The 23160-nt window shown below is 69.4% G+C and carries 22 protein-coding genes and 1 riboswitch; of the genes, 12 read left to right on the top strand and 10 right to left on the bottom strand.

The window, feature by feature from the left end; genetic code table 11:
• The first annotated feature begins 23 nt into the window (after positions 1 to 23).
• Complete coding sequence (locus tag G3I71_RS25410; protein WP_164317664.1) at positions 24 to 677, top strand: pentapeptide repeat-containing protein; 654 nt, start codon at positions 24 to 26, stop codon at positions 675 to 677.
• 12 nt (positions 678 to 689) lie between these two features.
• Here the strand turns inward: G3I71_RS25410 and G3I71_RS25405 are convergent, their stop codons facing one another.
• From G3I71_RS25405 to G3I71_RS25395, 3 genes are all read right to left on the bottom strand, one after another.
• Positions 690 to 1190, bottom strand: coding sequence for a hypothetical protein (locus tag G3I71_RS25405; RefSeq protein ID WP_164317587.1), 501 nt, complete (start codon positions 1188 to 1190; stop codon positions 690 to 692).
• 149 nt (positions 1191 to 1339) lie between these two features.
• Complete coding sequence (locus tag G3I71_RS25400) at positions 1340 to 2497, bottom strand: SgcJ/EcaC family oxidoreductase (protein ID WP_239149346.1); 1158 nt, start codon at positions 2495 to 2497, stop codon at positions 1340 to 1342.
• Between the two features lie 267 nt (positions 2498 to 2764).
• The gene (locus G3I71_RS25395) at positions 2765 to 3340 is read right to left on the bottom strand and encodes a TerD family protein (RefSeq protein ID WP_164317584.1); all 576 of its coding nucleotides are present in this window, start codon (positions 3338 to 3340) and stop codon (positions 2765 to 2767) included.
• A 194-nt stretch (positions 3341 to 3534) separates the two neighbouring features.
• On the opposite strand from G3I71_RS25395, the gene arfB reads away from it, so the two are divergent.
• Positions 3535 to 3972, top strand: a complete 438-nt coding sequence (gene arfB, locus G3I71_RS25390) for an alternative ribosome rescue aminoacyl-tRNA hydrolase ArfB (RefSeq protein WP_164317582.1) — start codon at positions 3535 to 3537, stop codon at positions 3970 to 3972.
• A gap of 274 nt (positions 3973 to 4246) precedes the next feature.
• Here arfB and G3I71_RS25380 read toward each other — a convergent pair whose 3' ends face one another.
• Positions 4247 to 4714 carry a GNAT family N-acetyltransferase gene (locus G3I71_RS25380; protein ID WP_164317581.1) on the bottom strand — a complete coding sequence of 156 codons (468 nt, stop codon included), beginning with the start codon at positions 4712 to 4714 and terminating at the stop codon, positions 4247 to 4249.
• 71 nt (positions 4715 to 4785) lie between these two features.
• Positions 4786 to 5304 (bottom strand): flavin reductase family protein, encoded by a 519-nt coding sequence (locus G3I71_RS25375; RefSeq protein ID WP_343243075.1) that lies wholly within the window; start codon positions 5302 to 5304, stop codon positions 4786 to 4788.
• A gap of 390 nt (positions 5305 to 5694) precedes the next feature.
• Here G3I71_RS25375 and cdgB point away from each other — a divergent pair, with 390 nt between their 5' ends.
• Both cdgB and G3I71_RS25365 read left to right on the top strand, forming a co-directional pair.
• Positions 5695 to 7425: a diguanylate cyclase CdgB gene (gene cdgB / locus G3I71_RS25370; RefSeq protein WP_164317577.1), complete on the top strand. Its 1731-nt coding sequence runs from the start codon at positions 5695 to 5697 to the stop codon at positions 7423 to 7425.
• Between the two features lie 194 nt (positions 7426 to 7619).
• Positions 7620 to 8627, top strand: a complete 1008-nt coding sequence (locus tag G3I71_RS25365; RefSeq protein ID WP_164317575.1) for a CBM35 domain-containing protein — start codon at positions 7620 to 7622, stop codon at positions 8625 to 8627.
• Between the two features lie 52 nt (positions 8628 to 8679).
• On the opposite strand, the gene G3I71_RS25360 is transcribed toward G3I71_RS25365, so the two are convergent.
• The 3 genes from G3I71_RS25360 to G3I71_RS25350 all read right to left on the bottom strand — a co-directional run bounded on the left by G3I71_RS25360 (position 8680) and on the right by G3I71_RS25350 (position 11798).
• Entirely contained in the window at positions 8680 to 9621 is a 942-nt protein-coding gene (locus G3I71_RS25360) for a 1-phosphofructokinase family hexose kinase (protein ID WP_164317573.1), read from the bottom strand.
• Between the two features lie 27 nt (positions 9622 to 9648).
• Positions 9649 to 10779 (bottom strand): N-acetylglucosamine-6-phosphate deacetylase, encoded by a 1131-nt coding sequence (gene nagA / locus G3I71_RS25355; RefSeq protein ID WP_164317571.1) that lies wholly within the window; start codon positions 10777 to 10779, stop codon positions 9649 to 9651.
• A 71-nt stretch (positions 10780 to 10850) separates the two neighbouring features.
• Positions 10851 to 11798, bottom strand: a complete 948-nt coding sequence (locus tag G3I71_RS25350) for an ROK family protein (RefSeq protein WP_164317569.1) — start codon at positions 11796 to 11798, stop codon at positions 10851 to 10853.
• Positions 11799 to 11956: 158 nt separating this feature from the next.
• Here G3I71_RS25350 and G3I71_RS25345 point away from each other — a divergent pair, with 158 nt between their 5' ends.
• From G3I71_RS25345 to otsB, 4 genes are all read left to right on the top strand, one after another.
• Positions 11957 to 13198, top strand: a complete 1242-nt coding sequence (locus G3I71_RS25345; RefSeq protein WP_164317567.1) for an extracellular solute-binding protein — start codon at positions 11957 to 11959, stop codon at positions 13196 to 13198.
• Positions 13199 to 13354: 156 nt separating this feature from the next.
• Positions 13355 to 14659: an extracellular solute-binding protein gene (locus G3I71_RS25340; RefSeq protein WP_343243074.1), complete on the top strand. Its 1305-nt coding sequence runs from the start codon at positions 13355 to 13357 to the stop codon at positions 14657 to 14659.
• A gap of 68 nt (positions 14660 to 14727) precedes the next feature.
• A complete protein-coding gene (locus G3I71_RS25335) occupies positions 14728 to 14961 on the top strand; it encodes a DUF3263 domain-containing protein (protein WP_164317564.1) in 234 nt (77 codons plus the stop codon).
• A gap of 131 nt (positions 14962 to 15092) precedes the next feature.
• Positions 15093 to 15938 (top strand): trehalose-phosphatase, encoded by an 846-nt coding sequence (otsB, locus tag G3I71_RS25330; protein WP_164317562.1) that lies wholly within the window; start codon positions 15093 to 15095, stop codon positions 15936 to 15938.
• 3 nt (positions 15939 to 15941) lie between these two features.
• On the opposite strand, the gene G3I71_RS25325 is transcribed toward otsB, so the two are convergent.
• Both G3I71_RS25325 and G3I71_RS25320 read right to left on the bottom strand, forming a co-directional pair.
• A complete protein-coding gene (locus G3I71_RS25325; protein WP_164317560.1) occupies positions 15942 to 17360 on the bottom strand; it encodes a trehalose-6-phosphate synthase in 1419 nt (472 codons plus the stop codon).
• Positions 17361 to 17448: 88 nt separating this feature from the next.
• Entirely contained in the window at positions 17449 to 18393 is a 945-nt protein-coding gene (locus G3I71_RS25320; RefSeq protein ID WP_164317558.1) for a glucosyl-3-phosphoglycerate synthase, read from the bottom strand.
• Positions 18394 to 18554: 161 nt separating this feature from the next.
• Positions 18555 to 18701: riboswitch (SAM riboswitch) on the top strand.
• 15 nt (positions 18702 to 18716) lie between these two features.
• Between G3I71_RS25320 and thrC the strand changes: the two genes are divergently transcribed.
• The 4 genes from thrC (at position 18717) to groL (ending at position 23115) form a co-directional block, all read left to right on the top strand.
• Positions 18717 to 20045: a threonine synthase gene (thrC, locus tag G3I71_RS25315; protein ID WP_164317556.1), complete on the top strand. Its 1329-nt coding sequence runs from the start codon at positions 18717 to 18719 to the stop codon at positions 20043 to 20045.
• A 117-nt stretch (positions 20046 to 20162) separates the two neighbouring features.
• A complete protein-coding gene (locus tag G3I71_RS25310) occupies positions 20163 to 20438 on the top strand; it encodes a MoaD/ThiS family protein (protein ID WP_053746535.1) in 276 nt (91 codons plus the stop codon).
• A 462-nt stretch (positions 20439 to 20900) separates the two neighbouring features.
• Positions 20901 to 21107 (top strand): cold-shock protein, encoded by a 207-nt coding sequence (locus G3I71_RS25305; RefSeq protein WP_019057200.1) that lies wholly within the window; start codon positions 20901 to 20903, stop codon positions 21105 to 21107.
• Between the two features lie 379 nt (positions 21108 to 21486).
• Positions 21487 to 23115 (top strand): chaperonin GroEL, encoded by a 1629-nt coding sequence (gene groL / locus G3I71_RS25300; RefSeq protein ID WP_164317554.1) that lies wholly within the window; start codon positions 21487 to 21489, stop codon positions 23113 to 23115.
• The last annotated feature ends 45 nt before the right edge of the window (positions 23116 to 23160 follow it).

Raw genomic sequence — 23160 nt, 5'->3', positions numbered from 1 at the left:
GTACGAAGGGTTCCGGGGCCGGGGTGAAGGGGGCTCGGCGGCCCGAGCTGCGGTTGCCGGTGCTGGAGCCGTTCGGGGGCGGGCAGCTGGAGGCGGACGGGGACTACGACGGGCTGGAGTTCCGGGAGGCCGACTTCGCCGGGCAGGACGGCGGGGGTGCCCGTTTCATGGACTGCGCGCTGACGGGGTGCGCGCTGGACGAGACACGGCTGCACCACGCCCGGCTGCTCGACTCGGTCCTCACCGGGATACGGGGGGTCGGCACGAACCTCGCCGAGTCGACGCTGCGTGATGTGGAGCTGGTTGACGCCAGGCTGGGCGGGGTGCAGTTGCACGGGGCCGTGCTGGAGCGGGTGGTGGTGCGGGGCGGGAAGATCGACTATCTGAACCTGCGCAAGGCGAAGCTGAAGGATGTCGTCTTCGAGGGATGCGTGCTGGTGGAGCCGGACTTCGGGGGTGCGGTGCTGGAGCGCGTGGAGTTCGTGGACTGTGTGCTGAAGGGGGCGGACTTCACTGCGGCGCGGCTGAGCGATGTGGATTTCCGGCGGGCCGCGGAGCTGGGGTTCGCGCGGGGGGTGGATCGGCTGGCGGGGGCGGTGATCAGCCCGGTGCAGTTGCTTGATCTGGCGGAGGTGTTCGCGGCGGAGTTGGGGGTGCGGGTGGAGGGGGCCGGGTAGCTTCCCTGTCTACTACTTGACCCTCGGGAAGCGGGCCTGGAGCGTCCAGATGGCCGGGTTCTCGTCGAGCGCGTCGTGCAGGTCGATCAGGTCGGCCAGTACGTCGTGCAGGAAGTCCCGTGCCTCCTTGCGGAGTTCAGCGTGGGAGAAGTTGAGCGGGGGCTCCTCCGCCGGCATCCAGTCGGACTCGATGTCCACCCACCCGAAGCGGCGCTTGAACAGCATGCGGTCGGTGGACTCGGTGAAGTCCAGTTCCGCGTACTGGGGGCGGGAGGCGCGGGAGCCCGCGGGATCCTGGTCCAGCTGCTCCACGATGTCGCACAGCGCCCACGCGAAGTCGAGCACCGGCACCCATCCCCAGGCTGTGGACAGTTCCCGGTCCGCCTTGGTGTCGGCGAGGTAGACGTCCCCGCAGAACAGGTCGTGGCGGAGTGAGTGGACGTCCGCGCGACGGTAGTCGGTCTGCGGGGGATCCGGGAAGCGGTTGGAGAGGGCGTAACCGATATCGAGCACGGTGGTGATGGTGTCACGGCGGGATTGACGCCCGTGAACCCGTCTCCGCACGGATGCGAACCGCGTGTATGAGCCCGCGTGTACGAAACCGCGTGTACGTATACGAACGGGCTCACGGGCTCACGGGCTCACGGGCTCACGGGCGGACCTCAGGACTCCGTAGTCGGCTGCGGCCCGCCGAACCCGTGTTCCGAGAGGTCGAACCGGTTGCCCTCCGGGTCCATCGCGCGGTACTCGGCGAAGGGGCGGTCGGTGAAGCGCTCCGCCGGCTTGTCCGCGCCCTTCTCGATCAGCGCCGCCGAGGTGGCCGCCGTGTCGGCGATGTGGAAGCCGAAGTGGTTCATGCCGACCGGGGTGTCGCCGTCGAGCCGGTGCTTGATGAGGGCGAGGGAGAGATGGCCGTCGGAGAGGAAGCAACTGCCGTCGGGGTCGCGGTGGAACAGCTCCATCGAGAAGACGGAGCTGTAGAACCCGGCCAGCCCTTCCGGGTCCCGGGCCACGATGGCGAGGTGCCGCAGCTTCGGGCGGCCCGTCTCCGGGTGGACCTTCTCGGGTTCGGGCTCGGACACGGGCTCGGAAACGGCTGACACGGCGGGCGCGGCGGCCGGGACCATGTTGTGGAAGGCGACGATCTGCCAGAGGTCCGGGCCGTCGTGCGTGCCCGTCCGTTCGACGACGGCCAGGGCGTGGGTCGAGGCCAGGGCCGTGCCGTCGGCGGCGCGGACCGTGGACTCGGCCTCGGCCGTGGCGAGGCCCGGGCGCAGGTGTCGTACGGCCGTCACGCGGGCGTCGAGCCGGGTGCCGGCGTACTGGGTGCGGAAGAGGCGGTCGTGGCCGGCCTCGATGCCCGCGCGGCCCGGCGGCTTGTCGCCGCGTACGGTCGTGAAGTCGCAGTCCGTCGCGAAGCTCGCGGCGAACAGTGTGGCGTCGCCCGCCGCCCAGCCGCGGGCCATGGTCTCCCACAGGGCGCGGATCGCGTCCTCGGCGGGGTCGTTGCCGCCGTTGGAGCTGCCGTTGTGACTGCTGCCGCGCCTGCCGTCGTGGCTGCCGTCGTGACTGCCGTTGGGTGTCGTCATCGTGGTTGTACCCCGACCTTGGTTCGTGTGCGGATACGCGTGGGGAGTCCGGTGCCGGTCGGGGTGCGTGTGTGTGGAGCCGGGCAGCTCCAGGCCGAGCGTCTCGGCCTCGTAGGAGGCCGCGTCGGCGGCGAGGAACTCGTCGAGGGCCTGGTTGTCCATCAGGACGGTGGGGGAAGCACTGCCGGGGCTGGTTCCGGGCGGACAGTGCTCGTCCGACAAGGACGGCATGGGTGACGTGTCTCCGTCTCTCGTAAGCGCCGCTCGTGGACGTTTGTCGTTCGGGGGCTTACGGGTTCGGAGCGTAGGGGGGTCGTTCTTGAAGTCTCCAGCAGTCTTTCGGAAGCCTGGGGATATCCCTATGTAGTGCGGGCGATGCCCGGGCCGTGTGCCGACGCCGGGCGGGCGATGTGCGGGCACGCGAAAGCCCCCGGTCCAAGCGCCAACTCGCGCTCGGCCGGGGGCTTTTCAGCCGCCTTGTGCGGCTCGTTCGTCGACTCAGACGTTGACGCCGAAGTCCTTGGCGATGCCCGTGAGGCCGGAGGCGTAGCCCTGGCCGACGGCGCGGAACTTCCACTCGGCGCCGTTGCGGTACAGCTCGCCGAAGACCATGGCCGTCTCCGTCGCCGCGTCCTCGGAGAGGTCGTAGCGGGCGATCTCGGCGCCGCCGCTCTCGTTCAGGATGCGGATGTACGCGTTGCGGACCTGGCCGAAGTTCTGCGAGCGGGTCTCCGCGTCGTAGATCGAGACCGGGAAGACGATCTTGTCGATGTCGGCCGGGAGGCCGGCGAGGTTGACCTTGATCGCCTCGTCGTCGCCCGCGCCCTCACCCGTGCGGTTGTCGCCGGTGTGGACGATCGTGCTGTCCGGGGTCTGCTTGTTGTTGAAGAAGATGAAGTGGGCCTCCGAGTAGACCTTGCCCGCTCCGTTGACCGCGATCGCCGAGGCGTCGAGGTCGAATTCCGTGCCGGTCGTGCTGCGGACGTCCCAGCCGAGGCCCACGGTGACGGCGGTCAGGCCCGGAGCCTCCTTGGTGAGCGAGACGTTGCCACCCTTGGACAGGCTTACAGCCATTGTTGGGAGTCCTTCCCTCGTTGACATACGTACGTACGTGCGGTGCGGTGCGGTGTCCTGTACGGGACGAAGCTACCGTCATCCCCATGAACGCCGACGGGGGTCCCGAAGGTTCCACGTCTTTACTTTCTTTACCTTCCAGGACGGCTGTCGTGGCGAAAACGGGGTGACGCGGACCGGACAGCCGCGCGACCATGGTGGGCATGTCCGGTCCCTACCTCATCCGCGGCTCCGTCTCGCTCCCCGAGGCCGAGCTCATGTGGCGTTTCTCGCGGTCCGGCGGGCCGGGCGGGCAGCACGTCAACACCAGTGACTCGAAGGTGGAGCTGAGCCTCGACCTCGCGAACACCGAGGTGCTGCCCGACGTCTGGAAGCAGCGCGCGCTGGAGCGCCTCTCCGGCCGGCTCGTCGACGGAGTCGTCACCGTCCGCTCCTCCGAGCACCGCTCGCAGTGGCGCAACCGCGAGACGGCGGCCGTACGCCTGGCCGCCCTCCTCGCCGAGGCCACCGCTCCTCCGCCCAAGCCCCGCACCCCCACCCGTATCCCGCGCGGAATCAACGAACGCCGGTTGCGGCAGAAGAAGGCACGCGCGGATGTGAAGCGGGGCCGTACGGGACGGGACTGGGGTTAGTGCCGGGTCGGGGCCTGATCGGTGATCGGTGACCGGTCATCGGACAGACGTCAGATCATTGACCGGGCGGCGGATGAACGATCGTGAATTTCCGGACGGGCGGGAAAAAGATCCGTGGAACGACTCCGGGAATGAATTTCTCGTCGAGCGATTCGAATCACACCGAAGTCATCTCCGTGCCGTCACCTACCGAATGCTCGGTTCGGTCCGGCGCCCGGTGCCTGGAGCGGGTCCTGGCATTTACGTTCGTACACGAAAAGGTCGTAGTGATCGGCTAGGTGGGTCTCAGCACCCCGACCGTCTGGCCGCCGCTGGTCTCCCCGGTGGGGCTGAAGCCGAGGCCCAGGTAGAAGGGCTCGGGGCCGGTCGGACCGGGGTGCCAGGTGACGTAGAGGTCGGTGCCCCCGCGGTGGCGGATCTCGGCGGCGACGGACTCGACGGCGAAGCGGCCGTAGCCCCTGCCCTGTTCGTCGGCCGCGATGTTCAGGCGCCACAGGCCCGAGCGCAGGTCGGTGCCCGTGCCGCCCCAGGCGATGTCGAAGAAGGCCATGAGGAAGCCGACGGGTCGCTCGCCGTCGAGGATCAGCCGGGGCCAGGCGGTGCGCGGATGGATGTACGCCTCGGCCAGGGACTTCAGGACCGGGGCGACCGCGTGTTCCTGGTCCGGGCGGACGCGGACGGCGACGGCCGCGTCGAAGTTGTCGGGGCTGATCCGCTCCAGCCGGAGCGTGTCGTTCGTCATACGGGCCAAGTTAGGCCGACCGGAACCGGTGTGACCAGGGATTTTACCGTCAGCCCGGCTTCGGCCCGGCTTCAGCCCAGCTGCCGGTAGCGGCCCCGGAAGTACGCCAGCGGGCCGCCGTCCGCGCTCGGTGCCGTCGCCGTCAGGACGCGGCCGATCACCAGGGTGTGGTCGCCGGCCGTCACCAGTTGCTCCGTACGGCACTCCAGGGTCGCCAGGGCGCCGCCCACCAGGGGGGCGCCGGACACCTCGCCCCGGACCACGGGGAGGTCCGCGAAGAGGAGGCGGTCGCTGATGCGGTTCTTCATCGCGAACCTGCCCGCGACGTGCCGCTGGTTCTCGGAGAGGACGGAGACGGCCCACAGGGGCTGTTCGGCGAGCAGGTCGTCCATCCGGGAGCCCTCGCGCACGCTGACCATGACCAGGGGCGGGTCCAGGGAGACCGACAGGAAGGCGGTCGCGGTCATGCCGACGTCCTCACCGCCGGGCGCGTGCGGGTCGTCCGGGTCGAGCGGCGGTTCCTGTGCGGTCACCAGGACCACGCCCGAGGCCAGCCGGGACATCGCGGCGCGGAAGTCGTCGTTGCTCACCCCACCAGGATGCCCGGCGGGAGTGGCGGGTGTGGTGGGCGCGGTGGGTACTGCGGGGGGAGTGGTCGGCACATGGAAAAGCTATTCGCCACCCGCGTGCCGCACATCGGACCTGCGCCCGAACCCGGACCTAGGACTCCCGACCGACGCCCAATGATCGGGAACGGCCACGCCGACTTCGCCTCGCCCGTATCCTCGCTCGTAGTATCCGCACAGATACAAAGTTTGCGTTCAGTAAACGCACAGGAAGAACTCAGAAACTCCACTCAATTGCTCATCTTTCGTTGTGACTTGAGTCACAGGTGACCTTTTTTGTTGACCCTGTGTACCGAGTGGGCAGCGCGCTGTGATTCAGTGACGGGGAAGGTGAGATAGGCGGAAGGAGGGCGAATGGAGACCGACCAGGAGCCGTACGTCCGTCTCGCGACCTTGCGGCAACTGCACCAGGTCATGGCGGACATGAACACCGCGCGCAGTCTGCCGGACACTCTCCAGACCGTCGCCGACGGCGTCGTCAACGGACTTGGATACGAGTTGGCGTGCGTCAACCTCGTCCGGGCCGACGGCGATCTCGTCGTCGCCGCCTTCGCCGGGAACTCCGCCGCCGAGGCCCTCATCACCGGCCGGGTCGGCTCGCGCGACTCGTGGGAACGCCGCCTCGCCATGGGTGAGACCTGGGGCGAACTGGTCTTCATTCCGCACACCGAGGGCTGGGTCCTCGACGACGACGACGTCCCGCAGTGGTACACCGACGGCCCCGCCCCGCGCTTCGAGGACGAGTGGCATCCCTCGGACCGGCTCTTCGCGCCGATGTTCACCCCGAGCGTGCCCGGCGGCACCTGCGGCGAACTGATCGGCGTGCTGTCCGTGGACCGGCCGCGCAACGGCCGCCGCCCGGGCGCATGGGGTAAAGAAGCGCTCCAGATGTACGCGTTCCAGGCCGCGATCGCGATCAGCAACTCACGTCTACGCGCGAATATGCAGCGGGCACTGGTCAGACTCGAACGCGAGCAGCAGGCGCTGCGGGCCAGCGAGGAAAGCTTCCGGCAGGCCTTCGAGTACGCCCCCTCCGGCATGGCCATCGCCGAGATGGGCGGTGACCAGCACGGGCGAATACTCCGCACCAACGACGCCCTGTGCCGTCTGCTGGGCCGCCCAGCCTCCGCGATGCGCCGCTACTCCTTCTCCGACCTCGTGCACCCCGAGGACATAGGCACCCTGCTCCGCACCTCCGCCGAGGGCGGGCGCACCGAGCTCCGGCTCGCCCGCCGGGACGGCTCGTACCTGTGGGTGTCGCTGCGCAACTCCGTCGTCGCGGACACCACCGACGGCCCCCGCTTCCTGCTCACCCACGTCGAGGACATAGAGGAGCGCAAGCGCCGCGAGCTCCAGCTCGCCCACCGCGCCTCCCACGACTCCCTCACCGGCCTGCCCAACTCCGCCGAACTGCGCGCCCGGCTCAGCTCCCGCCTCTGCCAGCGCTCGCAGACAGCGGCGCCGGGCCTGGTCGAGTCGGTCGACGCGGCCTACGAACACGGCCAGGTGGACCCCTACGGGACCCATGACCAGTACACGACCGCGCCGGTGCCCGTGACGGACGGCGGACTCCAGCCGTACGACGTGAGCGGCCACCAGTTCGACTTCAGCGCCACTCCAGAGGCGTACGGCGCGTACGACCACCACGTCCACACCGTCGCCCCCGAGGGTGAGCAGGACGACGGGACGAAGGGGCTCGCGGTGCTCTTCTGCGACCTCGACGGCTTCAAGTCGATCAACGACCGCTTCGGGCACAACGCCGGCGACGCGGTGCTGATCGAGGTGGCCCGGCGGCTCGGCGGGGCCGTGCGCGACGGTGACACGGTGGCCCGGCTCGGCGGCGACGAGTTCGTGGTCCTCGCCGACGGTCTCGGCCGGGCCGACGCCCAGGACCTCGCCGTACGCCTGCGCAACGAGATCATCCAGCCGATCCGGGTCGACGGCCGCGCGATGCGGGTCGGCGCGAGCTTCGGCATCGGGTGGGCACACTGCGGGATGACGGCGGACGAAGTCCTGAAGTCGGCCGACGAGCGGATGTACATCGAGAAACGATCTCGTCCCAAACAGCACCGGCGCGCGGGATGATCACCAGATCAGTGGCCCTGTAGCGATCTTGTAGCGACCCGTTGCCTCCGGACTCACCCGTTTGGGTCAGCGAGAGCGGGTAGGCTCGTTATTCGCATTGCATCTTTCGCATTGCATGCTTCCCAGGACCTCGCAACACCTCGTGGTCCCACCCCGCAGTAGTCCCACCCCGCACCTGTTGAGGAGACCTAGGGATGACGCCCGGCAACAACGGCGCGAGCACGCCCGAGGACGACGATCCGTTCGGCTACCTGTACGAAGACGGGCGGGCCAACGGAGCTCAGCCGCCGAGCAGCGGCTACGGCTACCCGAACTCGGTCGGCCGGGTGCGGCCGGTCGGCGAGCGTCAGTACAGCGCGCCGGCGGCCCCGGGGCAGGCCCCCGTCCAGGGCCAGCAGCCCGCGTACGGCCAGACCGCCCCGACCGCGCAGTACGGCCAGGCGATCCCGCAGCAGCAGGGCGCGTACGGCAGTAGCCCGAACACCCACTACCAGGCGCCCGAGGCCTTCGGCGGCGGCCCCACGGCCCCGCAGCAGCCCGCGTACAGCGGGGGTGGCGGCAGCAGAGGCGGGCGGGGCTCCGGCCCCAACACCAAGGGGCTGCTGATCGGTGCCATCGCGGTGGTCGCCGCGGTCGTCATCGGTATCGGCGTGGCCATGATGGGCGGCGACGACGACAAGGACAAGGGCAGCGACGCCGGCGCGTCCCCGACGACCGGGCAGAGCGCGTCGCCGTCCGCGTCGGCCAGCGCCTCCGAGGCCGCCGAGGGAGAGCTCCCGACCATCGACGCGAAGGCCCTGCTGCTGGGCGGCGGCGCCGCCACCACATCGGACGTCGAGGGCGCGAAGGCGGCCGGCGGTGTCTACGTGGGCAACTTCAACAACGTGGGCGCGTCGGTCACCTGGAATGTGAGCGGCATCTCCAAGTCCGGCAAGTACACGCTATACACGGGCTACAGCGTCCCCGGCAAGGATGCCACCGCCACCCTCACGATCAACGGCGCGGCCTCCGACTCGCCGGTCGGCATGGACAACTACGCGAAGGCCGCCGAGGGCGACTACGAGAAGGGCTGGACGCAGACCTACAACTACGTCCAGCTCAACAAGGGCACCAACACCATCAAGATCTCGTGCGAGCAGGGCAATCAGTGTGACGCCCTGCTCGACCAGCTATGGCTGGTAAACGGATGGGTGGACAGCTGACCCCGGCCGACCTGACGGGGGCGGGCGTTCGCTGATCCGGGGCCGGCAGGCACTAGGCAGCCGTCGCCTCACTCGTCACCGTCACCCGTCCCACCAGTTGCTCGTACACCGCCCGGTCGAACTCGCCCGCCACCGGCGCCAGTACGGTCGCCGTCGACAGGGCCACCGCGCGGATCAGGCGTTCGGGCCAGGGGAGTTGCTCGACCAGGCCCGACAGCAGGCCCGCGACCGCCGAGTCGCCTGCGCCCGTCGGGTTGCCCCGGACGCGGGCCGGTGGGGTCGCCCGCCAGCGGCCCTCCGGGGTCACCGCGAGCAGGCCGTCCGGGCCCAGTGAGGCCACCACGGCCCGTGCACCGCGCCTGCGGGCGTTCCGGGTGGCCTGCAACGGCTCGTGGGAGCCGGTGAGTTCGGCGAGTTCACCGGCGTTCGGCTTGACCACGTCGGGGCGGGCCGCGACCCCTCGCCGCAGCGGCTCCCCACTGGCATCGAGCAGCACGGGCACGCCCGCTGCCCGCGCCGAGCGGACAAGGTCGGCGTACGCCCCCACCGGCACCCCCGGCGGCAGGCTGCCGCAGAGGGCCACCACGGAGACGGACGTCAGCAGTCCCTCGTACACGTCCTGGAAGGCGGACCACTCGGCCGGGCTGATCTGCGGGCCGGGCTCGTTGAGCTGCGTCGTGTCCGGTGTCATGCTCGCGGGCGTGTCCTCGACCAGCGCTATCGTGCGGCGGGTCGAGCCCGACACCGGGACCAGGGCGTCCAACACGCCTGGTGTGGAGGTGAGTTGGTCCTGTACAGCCTGTCCGGTCGGGCCGCCCGTGAAGCCGGTGACCGTCACCTCGTGGCCGAGGGCGGCCAGGACACGGGCCACGTTCAGGCCCTTGCCGCCGGGGCGTTCGGTCACCGAGGTGACCCGGTGGGAGGCGTGCGGGCGTAACTCCCTTACGCGGTACGTGATGTCGAGCGCGGTGTTCAGTGTGACCGTGAGGATCATCCCGTCGACCTCCCCCTCTCGATCAGGTCAAGGTAGTTGGGGCTTGACTACCCAACTCCCCCTGCGCATCACTCCCTTGACCGCGAAGTCCGCGTCCAGCAGGACCAGGTCCGCGTCCTTGCCCGGTTCCAGGGAGCCCACCCGGTCGTAGATGCCCAGCAGCCGGGCCGGGTTGGCGGACAACGCGGCGACCGCGTCCGTGACCGGGAGCCGGTCGACGGTGACCGCCCGCCGGAAGGCGCGGTCCAGGGTGAGGGTCGAGCCCGCGATCGAACCCCCCTCGACCAGCCGTGCCACGCCCTCGCTGACCTCGACCTCCAGCGGGCCGAGCAGATAGCGGCCGTCGCCGAAGCCGGCCGCGTCCATCGCGTCGGTGATGAACGCCACGCGGTCCGCGCCCGCGTGATGGAACGCGAGCTGGAGGGCCGCCGGGTGCAAGTGCGTGCCGTCGTTGATGAGTTCGACGGTGACGCGTTCGTCCTCCAGGAGGGCGGTGATCGGGCCGGGGGCGCGGTGGCCGAGGGCGGGCATCGCGTTGAAGAGGTGCGTGGCGACGGTGGCGCCCGCGTCGATGGCCTCCACCGTCTGCTCGTACGTCGCGTCCGTGTGCCCGATCGCCGCGAGGACGCCGTGCTCGACGAGCAGCCGTACGGAGTCGAGGCCGCCGGGGAGTTCGGTGGCGAGGGTGACCATTTTGGCCCGGCCGCGTGCCGCGTCGATCAGTTTGCGGACCTCCGCCGGGTCCGGGTCGCGCAGCAGCGCCTCGGAGTGGGCGCCCTTGCGGCACGGCGAGATGAAGGGGCCCTCGAAGTGGACGCCGGCGATGTCGCCCTGCTCGGCGAGCTCGGAGAGGAGGCCGGCCTGGGCGGTGAGGGTGTCCATGTCGCCGGTGACGGTGCTCGCGACGAGGGTGGTGGTGCCGTGGGTGCGGTGGGTGTGGATGCCCTTGAGGATGTCTTCGGCGGAGCCCGAGGTGAAGGAGGCTCCGCCTCCGCCGTGGTTGTGGAGGTCGACGAACCCTGGGATCAGCCAGTGGTTGCTTACGTCGATCTCGTGGGCGTCGCTGTGGGGGTGCTCGGTGAACTTGGTGCCCTCGACGGTGAGTTGGGCGCTGTTGGTGATTCCTGTGGGGAGTACTACTTGGGCGCCTCTGAACACCAGGTTGTGTGTCCGCTGCGGGCCGGTGGGGGCTTGTCGCGCAGTTCCCCGCGCCCCTAGGTCGGGTGCCATCAGGGCGTTACCTCCGTGAGGTCGGGGTCGGTAATGGTGAGGAGATCCCAGGCGAGGAGGCCCGCGCCCAGGCAGCCTGCCGTGTCTCCGAGGGCTGCGGGGGCGATGGTCGGGAGCTTCTGGAAGGTGATCCGTTGTTGTACCGCGGTGCGCAGCGGTGTGAACAACGTGTCGCCCGCCTCAGCCAGGCCGCCGCCGATGATCAGGGTGCGGGGGTCGAGGAGGGTGAGGGCGGTGACCAGGCCGTCGGCGAGGGCGTCGATGGCGTCCTGCCAGACCTGGTGGGCCCGCGGGTCGCCGGAGTCGACGGCCTTGGCGCAGTCCGCGGCGTCCGCGCCGGGGACGCCGGAGGCCTCGGCCCATGCCTCGCTCACCGCCGACGCCGACGCGTACCGTTCCAGACAGCCGCGCTGGCCGCACGGGCACGGGGTCCCGCCGGGCCGTACGACGATGTGGCCGACCTCGCCCGCGAAGCCGTGCGCGCCCGCCTCCACCCGGCCGTCGACGCCGATCGCGCCCGCGATCCCGGTGCCGAGGGCGACGAAGAAGAAACGGTCGGCTCCCTGGCCGGCCCCGATCCGCCCCTCCGCGAGCCCGCCCGTACGGACGTCGTGGCCGAGGGCGACCGGCAGGCCGAGCCGTTCGGCGAGCAGCTCACGCAGGGGTACGTCACGCCAGCCGAGGTTCGCCGCGTAGACGGCGAGGCCGCGTTCGGCGTCGACGATGCCGGGGACGGAGACTCCGGCGGCGGCGGCGCTCTCGCCGAGGTGGGCGATGCCGTGGGCGCGCAGGTCGGCGGCGAAGCCGAGGATCTCCTCGACCACGGCGTCGGGGCCGCGCTCGCGTCCGGTCGCCCGGCGCGCCTGGTGGAGCAGAGCGCCGTCCGGCCCGATGAGGGCGGCTTTCATCGCGGTGCCGCCCACGTCGAGGGCGATGACATGTCTCACGGGGACAGTGTGGCCCGTCGACCCGGAAGAGGTCTAGTCCACTCACGTGGTGTAGACCTGTAGACCTTATAGGGCTAAGAAGTTGAACGTACCAATGAACATGTATGTGAACGCGAACGACCAGTTGGGATTCTGTTGTGCAGCGGCGTAGGACAGGCATGATCGCGGCGGTGTCCGCCCTCGGGATGACGGCGGTACTCGGTGGCTGCGGAGGAGTCGGCTCGGGTGAGGTCACCCTGAAGCTGGTCGCCGCCGACTACGGCGACTCCGGCGCCAACAGCTCCCAGAAGTACTGGGACGACCTGGTCGAGGAGTACGAGGAAGCCCACCCGGATGTGAAGGTCGACGTCAGCGTCCGCTCCTGGACCGACGTCGACCGCGAGGTCAGGGAGATGGTCGCCGCCGGTGACGCGCCCGACCTGGCGCAGATCGGCGCGTACGCCGACTACGCGGCCAAGGGCGAGCTGTACCAGGCCGACGAACTCCTCTCCATCCCGACGCAGGCCGACTTCGTCGCCCAGCTGGCCGATGCCGGAAAGGTCAGCCGGACCCAGTACGGCATGCCCTTCGCCGCCTCCACCCGGCTCCTCTTCTACAACAAGAAGCTCTTCACCGAGGCCGGCCTCACCCCGCCCACCACCTGGAGCGAGTTGGCCGCCGACGCCGCCGCGCTGAAGGAGGAGGACGTGAAGTACCCGTACGCCCTCCCGCTCGGGCCCGAGGAGGCGCAGGCCGAGGCCATGCAGTGGCTGCTCAGCGGCGGCGACAGCTACACCAGCGAGGTCGGCACCTACGGCATCGACTCCCCGCAGAACATCAAGACGTTCACCTGGCTCAAGGACGAACTCGTCGACAAGGGGCTCACCGGCCCCGTCGCCCCCGGCAAGCTCAACCGGGCAGCCGCCTTCGCCGCCTTCGCTCGCGGAGAGGTCGGCATGCTCAACGGCCATCCCTCGCTGATGAAGATCGCGGCGGCCAGGGGCGTGGACGTCGGGATGGTGCCGATGCCGGGCGAGGAGAGCTCGACGCGGTCCGCGATGGGTGTCGCCGACTGGATGATGGCCTTCAAGAAGAACGGTCACCGGAGCGAGGTCGGCGACTTCCTCGACTTCGTCTACGACGAGAAGAACGTGCTCGCCTTCTCCCGCGAGTACGACCTTCTGCCGGTCACCTCCTCCGCCTCCAGGACGATGTCCACCGCCGCCCGGGACAAGGACCTCGTCCCCTTCCTGGAGGAACTCCCGACCGCCCAGCTCTACCCGGTCGGCAAGACGTCCTGGGCGCAGGTCAGCGCGCACATCAAGCAGCGGATCGGTACGGCGCTCGCCACGAACGGCGACCCTGCGACGGTCCTCACCGGGCTGCAGAAGCAGGCCAACTCGGAGGAGAACGCCGAGTAGGCCGTCAGGGCACGGCCATCTGTGTGGGCGTGGGGCGGGCCCGGAAATGTTGCACGGCCGAAACGCCCGGGGCATTGGACCGGGCCCCCTCATGCGGGAGGCTCTACGCGCGTGCACAGAGCGTGGCGCGCATGCCTCCCAGGGGAGCGGTCTGCCGTGCGAGAAGTGTGGGGCGGTTATCGGGGGCTGGTCTTCGCCACCGTGACGATGCTGAGCCTGGGCTCCGTCCTGGTGCTGGGCGGCTGCGGCGCGGGCGGTGACGGCGCGGGGTCCGACGGTGTCACCCTCACCGTGGTCGCCACGAACTACGGCGACGGCGTCGTCAAGAACTCCGAGTCGTACTGGAACAGGGTCGACACCGCCTTCGAGGCCACCCACCCCGGCATCCGGATCGACGTCAGCGTGTACGAACCCGGCGAGGCCGAGGCGCAGGTCGCCAAGATGGTCGCCGCCGGCAACCCGCCCGACATCGCCCAGATCAGCGGTTACGCCGACTACGCGGCCAAGGGCGAGCTGTACGCGGCCGACGACCTGCTCTCCATCCGCGTCCAGGGCAACTTCCTGCCCAACCTCGTCGACGCGGGCACCACGGACCGCACCCAGTACGGCCTGCCGTTCCTCGCCTCGACCCGCCTCCTCTACGTCAACAAGACCCTCTTCGCCGAGGCCGGCCTCCAAGCCCCCACCACCTGGGCCGAGTTGAGGAACGCGGCGAAGGCCCTCGACGAGCGGGGCGTGAAGTACCCGTACGCGCTTCCGCTCGGCCCCGAGGAGGCTCAGGCCGAGACCCTCCAGTGGCTGCTCGGCGGAGGCGGCGGCTACACCGGGGACACCGGCGAGTACGACATCGCCTCCGCCGACAACGTCTCCACCCTCACCTGGCTGCGCGACCGTCTGGTCGGCGAGGGTCTGACCGGGCCGGTGTCCCCGGACCGGCTGGGCCGCAAGGCCGCGCTCAAGGCCTTCGTGGACGGCGAGGCGGGCATGGTCAGCGCGCCGGGCGCGCTCGTGCGGGAGATCGAGCGGTCGGTCGAGCCGGTGGTGTACGAGGCCGTCCCGATGCCGGGCCGCACGGCGGGCGTGACGACGGCGACGGTCGGCACGTCGGACTGGATCGCCGCGTTCAGGCACGGTGGGCATGCCGCGGAGATCGGTACGTATCTCAACTTCCTGTACGAGGACAAGAACACGGTGGATCTGGCGGGCACCTACCAGCTGCTGCCGGTGACGTCGTCGGCGGCCACGTCGATGCGCGCGAACAAGAGGTACGAGGCCCTGTGGGACGGCCTGGACGCGCTCGGCACCGCCCAGCTGTTCCCGGTCGGCAAGCCGACGTGGACGGCCGTCAGCCGGAACATCCAGCAGACGGTCGGCGGGGCGGTGCTGAAGCGGGGGAGTCCGGGGGAGGTGCTGGGGGCGATACAGGAGAAGGCCGCGGCGGCGGAGAAAGCCTCGGACTGACTCCCTGACTCCCTGACTCCCTGGCTCCCTGACGTCGGATGTCAGTGGCGCGGGCTACGGTTTCTTCCATGGACGGGAAGCAGCTGGGGCGACGGGAACAGGACATTCTCGCGCTGGAGCGGCGGGGGTTCGAGGCGCCGGGGGTGAAGGAGCGCGCGATCCGGGAGGAGCTGGGGTTGGCGCCGGTGCGGTACTACCAGCTGCTCAACGCGCTGCTGGACGATGAGCGGGCGCTGGCGTGCGATCCGGTGACGGTGAACAGGTTGCGGAGGGTGCGGGAGGCCCGGCGGGGGGAGCGGTAGGCGACGCCACCTGGGGGCTGCGCCCCCAGACCCCCAACGGCCCTGAACGGGCCTTGTCCTCAATCGCCGGACGGGCTGGAGGTGCCGGTCGGAGCTGAAGAGGTGCCGGATCGCCCGATAGGGTCGAACCCATGGACTCCCTGCCTACGCCCGTGACACAGGCCGGCCGTGACGGGCTGGGTGCCGTGCTCGCTGATCCCGCGGGTGCCGTCGTCGTTCTCGACTTCGACGGGACCCTCGCTCCGATCGTGGCCGACCCCGAGCAGGCCCGCGCCCACCCCGACACGCTGTCCGCCCTGTCCGCCCTCGCCCCCCACGTCGCCTCCGTCGCCGTCCTCACCGGACGCCCCGCCGGTGTCGCGGTCAGGTACGGCGGTTTCGCGGGCGTGCCCGGCCTGGAGCACCTCGTCGTCCTGGGCCACTACGGCACCGAACGCTGGGACGCGGTGACCGGTACGGTCAGCGCCCCCGCCCCGCACCCCGGTGTCGCCGCCGTCCGTGCCGAACTGCCCGGGTTCCTCGAACGGTTCGGTGCCTGGCAGGGCACGTGGATCGAGGAGAAGGGCCGGGCCCTCGCCGTGCACACCCGGCGGGCGGCGGACCCGCAGGCCGCGTTCGAGGCCCTGCGCGAGCCCCTCGCCGACCTGGCGACCAGACACGGTCTGATCGTCGAACCCGGGCGCCTCGTGCTGGAGCTGCGCCCACCCGGCATGGACAAGGGCGTCGCCCTGGAGGAGTACGTCCGCGAGACCGGCGCCACCTCGGTCCTCTACGCCGGCGACGACCTCGGCGACCTCCCGGCGTTCGCGGCGGTGGAGAAGCTCCGCCAGAACGGCGTCCCGGGTCTCCTGGTCTGCAGCGGCAACAGCACCGAGGCGGTGACGGAACTGGCGGAACGCGCCGACCTGGTAGTCGACGGCCCCGCAGGCGTCGTGCACCTGCTCCACACCCTCGGGCAGGCCGTCGTCGGTCGTTAGTCGTCAGTCGGCGAGCGCGTTCAACTGGTCCAGGAACCACTGGGCCGGCGGGAGCGCGGTCGCCGCCGCGGCCAGCCGCTTCGTGCGCTCCGCCCGTTCGCCTGCCCCCATGTTCAGCGCCTCCTCCAGCGCCCGCGCGGTCTGCGTCACGTCGTACGGGTTCACCACGATCGCGTCCTCGCCCAGCTCCTCGTACGCCCCCGCCTCCCGGGACAGCACCAGCGCGCACCCCTCGTCGGAGACCACCGGGATCTCCTTGGCGACGAGGTTCATGCCGTCGCGGATGGGGTTGACGAGGGCCACGTCGGCGAGGCGGTAGGCGGCCAGGGAGCGGGCGAAGTCGTCCTTGACGTGGAGGACGACCGGGGTCCAAGTCGCTGTTCCGTACTCCTTGTTGATGGCGTCCGCCACCCGCTGCACCTCGGCCGTGTAGTCGCGGTAGACGGCGAGATCCTGCCGGGAGGGGTACGCGAACGCCACGTGCACGACCCGCTCCCGCCACTCCGGGCGGTCCTCCAGCAGCTGCCGGTACGCCAGCAGGCCCCGCACGATGTTCTTCGACAGCTCGGTACGGTCCACCCGCACGATCGTCTTGCGGCCGACCCCGCCGATCTCCGCCCGCAGGGCGGCCATCCGCTCCTCGACGTCCGGCTCGTGCGCGCGCCTGCGCAGGAAGTCCGCGTCCGCGCCAAGACCGTGCACCCCGATCCGCGTGTCGCCGACGCCGCCGATCAGGTCCGTACAGCAGGCGGTGAACGCGTCGGCCCACCGCCGGGTGAGGAAGCCGAGGCGGTCCGCGCCGAGCATGCCGCGCAGAAGCTGCCCGGAGATGTCGTACGGCAGCATCCGGAAGTAGTCCGCGGGCGCCCACGGCGTGTGCGAGAAGTGGCCGATGCGGAGGTCGGGGCGCAGCTCGCGCAGCATGCCCGGGACCAGGCACAGGTGGTAGTCCTGGACCACCACCGACGCGCCCTCGGCCGCCTCGGCCGCCAGCGCCTGGGCGAACGCGCGGTTGTAGGCCTCGTACGACGCCCACTGGCGCCGGAACTCCGCGTCGAAGACCGGCTCCAGCGGGGTCTGGTACAGCATGTGGTTCACGAACCACAGCACCGAGTTGGCGATGCCGTTGTAGGCGTCGGAGTGCACCGTCTCGTCGATGTCCAGCATGCGTACGTGCTGCCCGCCGGTCGCGTCCACGGACAGCCGCCGGCCGCCGTGAGAGCGCCGCACCGCCTCGCGGTCGCCGTCGGACAGTGCCGAGCACACCCACAGGGAGCCCGTGTCGGTGCCGATCGCGGACAGGCCGGAGACCAGCCCGCCGCCGCCGCGCCTGGCGGTCAGCGAGCCGTCCTCCTGCACCTCGTACGAGACCGGGCCTCGGTTGGACGCGACCAGTACCTGCATGGAAGCCGTGGAAGCCATACGCCACAACCTAGCCCGGCCCGGAAACAATCAAACGTACGAGCGTACGCATCAGCCGTATACAAGCCCGACGAAGTCGCCGTGCGCGCTACGCGGCCTTCCGCCTCGCGTACTCCGCGACGTCGACCATCGGCGGCCGTTCCTCCGTGTCCACCGAGTACGTACGAGGCTCGAAACCGTCCTCTCCGCGCTCGAACTGGGTGATCGACGGGCGGATCAGATGGCCCCGGGCCAGCCGGAGCTGCGCGGTGCGGTAGATCGCGGCGGACATCCGGCCCAGGGCCCGGCCGTCCTGGTGACGATGCTTGCGCACACCCACGTCGACCTGCGCCAACGCGTCCAGGCCCACCAGATGCAGGGAGTCGATCAGCATGCCCAGTTCCACGCCGTAGCCGACGGGGAACGGGAGCTGTTCGAGGAGCGAGCGGCGGGCCGCGTACTCGCCGCCGAGCGGCTGGACGAAGCCGGCGAGCTGCGGCCAGTGCATGTTGAGGAGGGGCCGGGCCATGAGTTCCGTCACCCGGCCGCCCTGGCCGGCCGCCTGGCCGAGCGGGCGGTCGTACATCGCCTTGACGAGGTCGACACCCGGGTCCGTGAGCAGTGGGCCCACGATCCCGGAGACGAAGTCCGACGAGAACTCCTTCAGGTCCGCGTCGATGAAGCAGACGATGTCCCCGCTGGTGACCAGGAGTGAGCGCCACAGCACCTCGCCCTTGCCCGGCACGGCCGGGATGCGCGGCAGTATGTCGTCGCGGTGGACGACCCGGGCGCCCGCCGCGGCGGCCACCTCGGAGGTGCGGTCGGTCGACCCCGAGTCGATGACGACGATCTCGTCGACGAGCGGGACCTTCAGCATCAGGTCGCGGCGGATGACGGCGACGATCTCGCCGACCGTCTCCTCCTCGTTGAGTGCGGGCAGTACGACACTCACCGTGGCGTTCGAGGAACGCTTCGCGGCGACGATCTTCTTCAGCGGGCGGTCGCCAACGGACCAGGAGCGGGTGTTCAGCCAGCGCTCGACGTCTTCCAGCACGTGCGGCTCTCCCTTACGTTGCATGGGGGGAAGCGCGATCTTCTATCTCGCGGTTCGGACGGCTCCCACCACCATCCAAGCCTTCGGTTACAGTCTTGAACAACGCGGGTGACCATCGCATGTCCGAGGTCATCGGTGTTCACAACCTCACAACTTCATACCGCTCATCCAGAGGGGCAGAGGGATACGGCCCGATGAAGCCCCGGCAACCCTCCAGCCGATCCTGTCGCAGTCATGTGGCGAGGCTCCCGGCTCGGGAAGGTGCCAAATCCGTCTCATGGCGAAACGCGTCGTGAGGAAGATGAGGAAAGGGCTTCGCCTCCATGGCTGCGCAAACTGCTCTGAGCACCGAGAGCACCACTTCCGGCTCCGTCACCGCCGGCTCCGTCACCCCTGTCGATCTCGGTCCCGCCGTGGCGCTCTCCTGCCGCGAATGCGGCCACCGTGTCCCGCTCGGTCCGGTGTTCGCCTGCGAGGAGTGTTTCGGCCCGCTGGAGATCGCCTACGACTTCGGCATCCATTCGGCGGCCGACACCGAGGAACTCCGTAAGCGCATCGAAGCGGGACCCGCGAACATCTGGCGCTACGCGCCCCTTCTGCCCGTCCCCGCGAACGTCGCCGAGAAGCCGAACATCAACCCCGGCTGGACGAAGCTCGTCAAGGCCGACAACCTCGCCCGCGAGCTGGGTGTCGACGCCGGCAAGCTCTTCGTCAAGGACGACTCCGGCAACCCGACCCACTCCTTCAAGGACCGGGTCGTCGCCCAGGCCATCGAGGCCGCCCGCGCCTTCAACTTCACCACCCTCTCCTGCTCCTCCACGGGCAACCTGGCCGGCGCGGTCGGCGCCGGCGGCGCCCGGGCCGGTTTCCGCTCCTGCGTGTTCATCCCGCACGACCTGGAGCAGGGCAAGGTCGTCATGGCCGCGGTGTACGGCGGCGAGCTCATCGGCATCGAGGGCAACTACGACGACGTGAACCGCTTCTGCTCCGAGCTGATCGGCGACCCGGCCGGCGAGGGCTGGGGTTTCGTCAACGTCAACCTGCGCCCCTACTACGCGGAGGGCAGCAAGACCCTGGCGTACGAGATCTGCGAGCAGCTCGGCTGGCAGCTGCCCGACCAGCTCGTCGTGCCCATCGCCTCCGGGTCGCAGCTCACGAAGATCGACAAGGGTCTGCAGGAGCTGATCAAGCTCGGGCTGGTCCCCGACAAGCCGTACAAGATCTTCGGCGCCCAGGCGGAGGGCTGCTCGCCGGTGTCCGTGGCCTACAAGGCCGGGCACGACGTCGTACGGCCGCAGAAGCCCAACACCATCGCCAAGTCGCTGGCGATCGGCAACCCGGCGGACGGGCCGTACGTGCTGGACATCGCGCGGCGGACCGGCGGGGCGGTGGAGGACGTGAACGACGAGCAGGTGGTCGAGGCGATTCGGCTGCTCGCGCGTACGGAGGGGATCTTCGCGGAGACCGCCGGTGGTGTGACCGTGGGTGTGGCGAAGAAGCTGATCGAGAACGGGCTGCTGGACCCGACCCTCACGACCGTCGTGCTGAACACCGGGGACGGTCTCAAGACGCTGGACGCGGTGGCCGATACCGGGCTGACCGCGACGATCCGGCCCAGTCTTGAGTCGTTCCGGGAAGCTGGGCTTGGTTAAGAGGTCGTTTTTCGGCTGCGGGTCCGTGAGGGCTGGTCGCGCCCACGCGGCGGTAGCCGCAAATTCAGCACAGCCCCGCGCCCCTTCAGGGCGCCTACCTGACCGGGAGGTCACATCGTGAGCGTTTCCGTCCGCATCCCCACCATCCTGCGTACCTACACCGGCGGGCAGGCCGAGGTGGCTGCCGAGGGCGGGACCCTCGCCGAAGTGATCGCCGATCTGGAGAAGAACCACACCGGGATCGCCGCCCGCGTGCTCGACGATCAGGGCAAGCTGCGGCGCTTCGTCAACGTGTACGTCAACGACGACGACGTCCGCTTCGAGCAGGGGCTGGAGACGGCGACGCCGGACGGTGCGGGTGTGTCGATCATTCCGGCCGTCGCCGGCGGCTGAGACCCGTCGGGACCCGTTGATACCCGCCAGTAGTAACCGTCGGTAACATCGATTACCGAGAGTTCATCGAATTGCCCCCTCCGCGAGAGAAGTGGAGGGGGCAATTCTGTATGGTTGAGCGCGGTACAGTTGGGGAAGCCGCACCACTTCGCTCGTCACACGCGTATTAATTCCTGCCGCGCACCCAACGAGAAGTAGCCAAAGTGTGCAGGCCTTTTGCGTTTTTTGTTCTCTTTGTGGGGCCCGCCTTGCCCTGAATCCGCGTGAATTCTCTGCATATTTGCTGACCTGGTGTGCCCGGATTTCTCGTCCGATTGACCTGTTGCAGAGGGCAGTTGGGCAGATACATTCGGCCGCGGTCGACGCGTTCCGGCGCACACCTCCACCGGTTGGGGGGGTGAGGTCTGACCCGGATTCGCGAAGTGCGGATCCGTGCAAGGGCCAGTAATAGGGGAGTTAGGCATGGCTCAGGGCACCGTCAAGTGGTTCAACGCGGAGAAGGGGTACGGCTTCATCGCGGTCGACGGTGGTGCGGATGTTTTCGTCCACTACAGCGCGATTCAGATGGACGGCTACCGCACCCTCGAGGAAGGTCAGCGGGTCGATTTCGAGATCTCGCAGGGCCAGAAGGGGCCGCAGGCGGACATGGTCCGTCTGGCGACCAGCTGAAGCAACGCGCCGGCGCATCGCAAGCGACGTTCTTCTTCCTTCATTGAAGGATTCGATGGGCTCGTACTCCGTGGGACCTCACGGGGTGCGGGCCCATCGGCATGTCCGTCGGCAACGCGAGGCATGTCCGTCGACGTGCCTACCGGCCCGTAGGCGCCCCCCTGTTCACCTGCGGATCTTCGAGAGCCGCTTGCACTCGGCAGGGGCGAGTGCTAATCATTGGCGTTAGCACTCTGAAGGTGAGAGTGCTACCGAAGGACCGGGTGGGTGAGGCCCGCAGGCCAGGTGGTGCAAGGAATCACCGAGGCAGGCAGGCCGTCCGTCGCGGGCGCCAGCGCGGTCCGGAGCAATCCACCCCAGTCCGGGAGGACCACTTCACATGGCCAAGATCATCGCGTTCGACGAGGAGGCACGGCGCGGTCTCGAGCGCGGGATGAACCAGCTCGCCGACGCCGTCAAGGTCACCCTCGGCCCCAAGGGCCGAAACGTCGTCCTCGAGAAGAAGTGGGGCGCCCCCACGATCACCAACGATGGTGTTTCCATCGCCAAGGAGATCGAGCTCGAGGACCCGTACGAAAAGATCGGCGCCGAGCTGGTCAAGGAAGTCGCGAAGAAGACGGACGACGTAGCCGGCGACGGCACGACGACCGCGACTGTCCTGGCCCAGGCGCTGGTCCGTGAAGGACTGCGCAACGTGGCCGCGGGTGCGAACCCGATGGCGCTGAAGCGCGGTATCGAGAAGGCTGTCGAGGCCGTCTCCGGTGCCCTGCTCGACCAGGCGAAGGAGGTCGAGACCAAGGAGCAGATCGCTTCGACCGCCTCCATCTCCGCCGCCGACACGCAGATCGGCGAGCTCATCGCCGAGGCGATGGACAAGGTCGGCAAGGAAGGCGTCATCACCGTCGAGGAGTCCCAGACCTTCGGTCTGGAGCTGGAACTCACCGAGGGCATGCGCTTCGACAAGGGCTACATCTCGGCGTACTTCGCGACCGACATGGAGCGCATGGAGTCGTCGCTCGAGGACCCCTACATCCTCATCGCCAACTCCAAGATCTCCTCGGTCAAGGACCTGCTCCCGCTCCTGGAGAAGGTCATGCAGTCGGGCAAGCCGCTGCTGATCATCGCCGAGGACGTGGAGGGCGAGGCGCTCTCGACCCTGGTCGTCAACAAGATCCGCGGGACCTTCAAGTCCGTCGCGGTCAAGGCTCCGGGCTTCGGTGACCGCCGCAAGGCGATGCTGAACGACATCGCGATCCTCACGGGTGGCGAGGTGATCTCCGAGGAGGTCGGTCTCAAGCTCGAGAACACCTCCCTGGACCTCCTGGGCCGTGCGCGCAAGGTCGTCATCACCAAGGACGAGACCACGATCGTCGACGGCGGCGGCTCTGCCGACCAGGTCGCCGGCCGGGTCAACCAGATCCGCGCCGAGATCGAGAACTCGGACAGCGACTACGACCGCGAGAAGCTGCAGGAGCGCCTGGCGAAGCTCGCCGGCGGTGTTGCGGTCATCAAGGCCGGTGCCGCCACCGAGGTCGAGCTCAAGGAGCGCAAGCACCGCATCGAGGACGCCGTTCGCAACGCGAAGGCGGCCGTCGAGGAGGGCATCGTCGCCGGTGGTGGCGTGGCCCTGCTCCAGGCCACCTCGGTCTTCGAGAAGCTCGAGCTGACGGGTGACGAGGCGACCGGCGCCAACATCGTGCGTCTCGCCCTGGAGGCCCCGCTCAAGCAGATCGCCGTCAACGGTGGTCTCGAGGGTGGCGTCATCGTCGAGAAGGTCCGCAACCTTCCCGTCGGCCACGGCCTCAACGCCGCGACCGGTGAGTACGTCGACATGATCGCCGAGGGCATCATCGACCCGGCGAAGGTGACGCGCTCCGCGCTGCAGAACGCCGCGTCGATCGCTGCGCTCTTCCTCACCACCGAGGCAGTCATCGCCGACAAGCCGGAGAAGGCTGGTGCCGGCGCCGGTGGCGGCGGCGGTATGCCGGGCGGTGACATGGACTTCTGATCGACCTCTGGTTGATCACTGTCCTTCGTACCGAGGGCGGCACCC

This window comes from Streptomyces sp. SID12501 (genome assembly GCF_010550245.1).
In the GTDB taxonomy this organism is placed as follows: domain Bacteria; phylum Actinomycetota; class Actinomycetes; order Streptomycetales; family Streptomycetaceae; genus Streptomyces.
The sequence above is the reverse complement of the archived record's forward strand: the minus strand, read 5'-3'. Positions and strand labels throughout refer to the sequence as shown.